General features: G+C 43.1%; 2 protein-coding genes. One reads left to right on the plus strand and one right to left on the minus strand.

What is annotated here, in order from left to right:
* Positions 1-69 precede the first annotated feature (69 nt).
* Positions 70-1,425, plus strand: a complete 1,356-nt coding sequence (locus RDS42_RS13500) for an MATE family efflux transporter (RefSeq protein WP_308784111.1) — start codon at positions 70-72, stop codon at positions 1,423-1,425.
* A 108-nt stretch (positions 1,426-1,533) separates the two neighbouring features.
* On the opposite strand, the gene RDS42_RS13505 is transcribed toward RDS42_RS13500, so the two are convergent.
* Positions 1,534-3,195, minus strand: a complete 1,662-nt coding sequence (locus tag RDS42_RS13505) for a hypothetical protein (RefSeq protein WP_308784112.1) — start codon at positions 3,193-3,195, stop codon at positions 1,534-1,536.
* Between the last annotated feature and the right edge of the window lie 139 nt (positions 3,196-3,334).

Consider the following 3,334-nt stretch of genomic DNA (forward strand, 5'->3'; position numbering starts at 1 on the left):
TTTCTATCTTATTCATTATTGATTAAGATAGAATGGCATGTAATTTTTTTAATACAAGGATGAACTGTTATGAGCAAAAAACATCAGATAGACCTCACCAATGGTCCCATTTTAAAAACACTGGCAGAATTGGCACTGCCCATCATGGCATCTGCCTTTTTAGGAACTGCTTACAACATTACGGACATGGCCTGGATTGGAATACTGGGTTCCAAAGCTGTAGCCGGAGTCGGTATGGGAGGAATGTATGTCTGGCTGTCACAGGGTCTCTGCTCTCTTGCCCGTATGGGCGGACAGGTTAATGTGGCACAAAGCTGCGGCCGCAATGATGCAAAAACTGCTGCGGACTATGCTTCCGCCTCTATACAGCTTACCTGCATTTTTGCATTTATTTTTTCTGCTGTATGCCTTCTTTTTACCGAGCCTCTTCTGGATTTCTTTCATCTGGAGGATGCTCAAACTTATTCCCATGCAGTAAAATACATGAAGATCACCTGTGGACTTATCATTTTTTCCTATATGAATTACACTTTAACAGGTCTTTATACTGCACAGGGAGATTCCAAAACTCCGTTTATTGCAAACCTGATAGGACTGGTTATGAATATGATCCTGGATCCTCTCCTGATCCTCGGCACAGGCTTTTTTCCGCGTCTGGAAGTTATGGGAGCAGCCATTGCGACTGTTTCCGCCCAGCTGGTCGTTATGCTGGTAATGATAGCCGGGATCTTTTTAGGCAGAAATAAGGAAAATGTACTAAGGGAAATACATCTATTTTCCATCAGCCACAAAAAAATCTACCATTCCATTTGCAGGATTGGCGTGCCTACCGCTCTTCAGGGGACTCTATACTGTATGATCTCCATGTTCCTGACGCGTATGGTTTCTGCCTTCGGACCAGGAGCTGTCGCTACTCAAAGGGTAGGAGGGCAGATCGAATCCATTTCCTGGAATACAGCAGACGGATTTGCTGCGGCCCTGAATTCCTTTACTGCACAAAATTACGGAGCCGGAAAAAATGACCGCATCCGTCAGGGATATCGGGTTTCTCTTCGTATCATGGTTACATGGGGTCTGATCGTTACTGCTGCATTTGTTCTGTTTCCAGGACAGATCTCTTCCCTTTTCTTCCACGAACCGGAAGTTCTGGAAATTGCCGTGGGATATATGATCATTATCGGAATAGGAGAGGCTTTCATGTGTGTAGAAATGCTGACCATAGGCGCTCTTTCCGGTCTTGGACAGACTAAGATCTGCAGTATTATCAGTATTCTCCTTACCGGAGCACGGATTCCCCTTGCTCTGATGCTCACAAAAACACCTCTTGGACTGACGGGTATCTGGTGGGCACTGACTTTAAGTTCCATTGCCAAAGGGATTGTTTTCTATTTTACTTTTCATCGAATCAGCAGAAAACTGGATTAATAACATATCCGTCAAAAAAGGATATCCTCCGACAGATCAGACTCTGTCAAACGGATATCCTTTTTACTTTAACCTTTATTTATCATACGCCTTCTATATACAGCAGTATTATGCTGCAGCATCGGCTGCGGATTCAGTCTCTGTAATCTCTTCTTCCTGAGGCGGGTTCAATGCATTGTCCACTGCCTGCTGGATCATCTGATCAAAGGCTCCTACAAGTTCTGCAGGAGCACCGGCTGCAGATGCATTATCAAGGATTGCCGTCCAGTCCATTCCCTGAATATAAGAAGTCTCAGCTCCCTCTTCCGTAATATCAAGAGACGCGTCAAGAACTGCCTGTTCCGGTGCGGATACACTGGCATCTGCGTAGCCTCCATTTACAGATAAAGTAACAAGAGCTGCTCCGGAATTTGTTACAGTGAAATCCACCTGATTGGTCTTTGCCTCTGCATCTGATGCAACATTTATATCAAGTCCAAAAGCTGCCAGAGGATTAGGCGCTTCTTCTGTTCCGGCATCAAGGACAGAAACACCGATCTTTCCATTGTAGTATCCCGGAACCTTCGGGTGTGTTTCCAGATTCTCTGCTTTTATCCCAAGCATCTTCACGCTATTTACTGCGAAGACATATTCACCATTCAGAAGTCCCTCTGACGACTGTCCTGTTCCGGTAAAGGTCATGGTCTCTTCTCCTGCTCCAAATTCAATAAATAAAGCAGATTTTTCATCTGAGGATGGATTTTTCCAGGTAAATACAGGAATGCTTCCGGTTTCATCTTCTGCGCTTATTTCTCTTCCAATGATCTTTCCATCTGCATTCACCCATGCCTTTGAGGTAACAACAGCTGCATCAGAACCTTCTCCGGTAAGGTCTGCAAGAAGAACATCTGCATTTGTCTGAAGCTGTGCATTCAGATCTTCCCCACTTGTTTCTGACCATTTATCAAGAAGTCCTTTTAATTCCTGATCTTCTTTTGCTGTTGTCAGGATATTTTTCATCATAGAAAGAACGCCTGCTTCTGTTATCTGAGATTCATATACGGTACAGTCTTCGCTGATACCTTCTACCGAAATCGTTTCCTCAGAAGAAGTTCCTTCTGCAGTACTGTCTATAATAATATTTCCATAGCGGTCCAAAAGAGCAGAAACTGTTGCCGTATCAGGAAGGAATGAAGTAAGATCAGAGAGAACCTTAAAATTATTTTTCATAGAAGCTTTGTATGCTTCCATATATTCCATATACGCCTGCATTTCCTCTTCACTTTCAAATGTCTGTGCCAGCTCTTCCTCTGATATCTCCAGAGAATCCAGAAGCGGCATCTTCATCCATGTTTCCGACAGCTCCGGAATCTGTAAGTATTCCACCAGTTCATTCAGATCCATATACATATTCATATTACAAAGCGGAGAATCATTAAGAAGGATTGCTCCATTAACAATTTCTTTTCCTTCTGTTACAGCAGCTGTCATGTCCATAGTCAGAATATTCAGCCAGGAAAAATCCATTCCTCCTGAAGCTGCACTTAAAAGGGTTTTGCCTCCATCTTCCAGCTTCAGCGTCATAACAGCCTTAGTTCCTGCCATAGCCTTTTCCTGGTCTTCCATCACAACGTCCCAATATGAAGAAAAGCCTTTAATAAACTGGGAAAGGGCGGCCTTTTCTGCCTCCTGGTAAGAAGCTGCCAAAACTGTACCGGAACTCGAAAAAAGCAACGCAGAAACCGCTGCGGCTGCGGTGATTTTTCTAAATAATGTTCTAGTTCGCTTCATAGAAATCCTCCTCTCAAAATATGGATCTCAAATGGATCTCATCTAATAAATATGTGCATATTTTATCATACTTCATATTATCATTCAACATTTTTCTACATTTCGCCCGAAGATTTCAAAAATATTCGTCCTGTTTTGT

Origin of the sequence: uncultured Blautia sp. (assembly GCF_902497045.1) — a bacterium.
Lineage (GTDB): Bacteria > Bacillota > Clostridia > Lachnospirales > Lachnospiraceae > Blautia_A.

What these genes read in the sequence shown, in the direction of transcription:
- RDS42_RS13505 (WP_308784112.1), bottom strand. Translation starts at nt 3,195, where the DNA reads ATGAAGCGAACTAGAACATTATTTAGAAAAATCACCGCAGCCGCAGCG.
- RDS42_RS13500 (WP_308784111.1), top strand. Translation starts at nt 70, where the DNA reads ATGAGCAAAAAACATCAGATAGACCTCACCAATGGTCCCATTTTAAAA.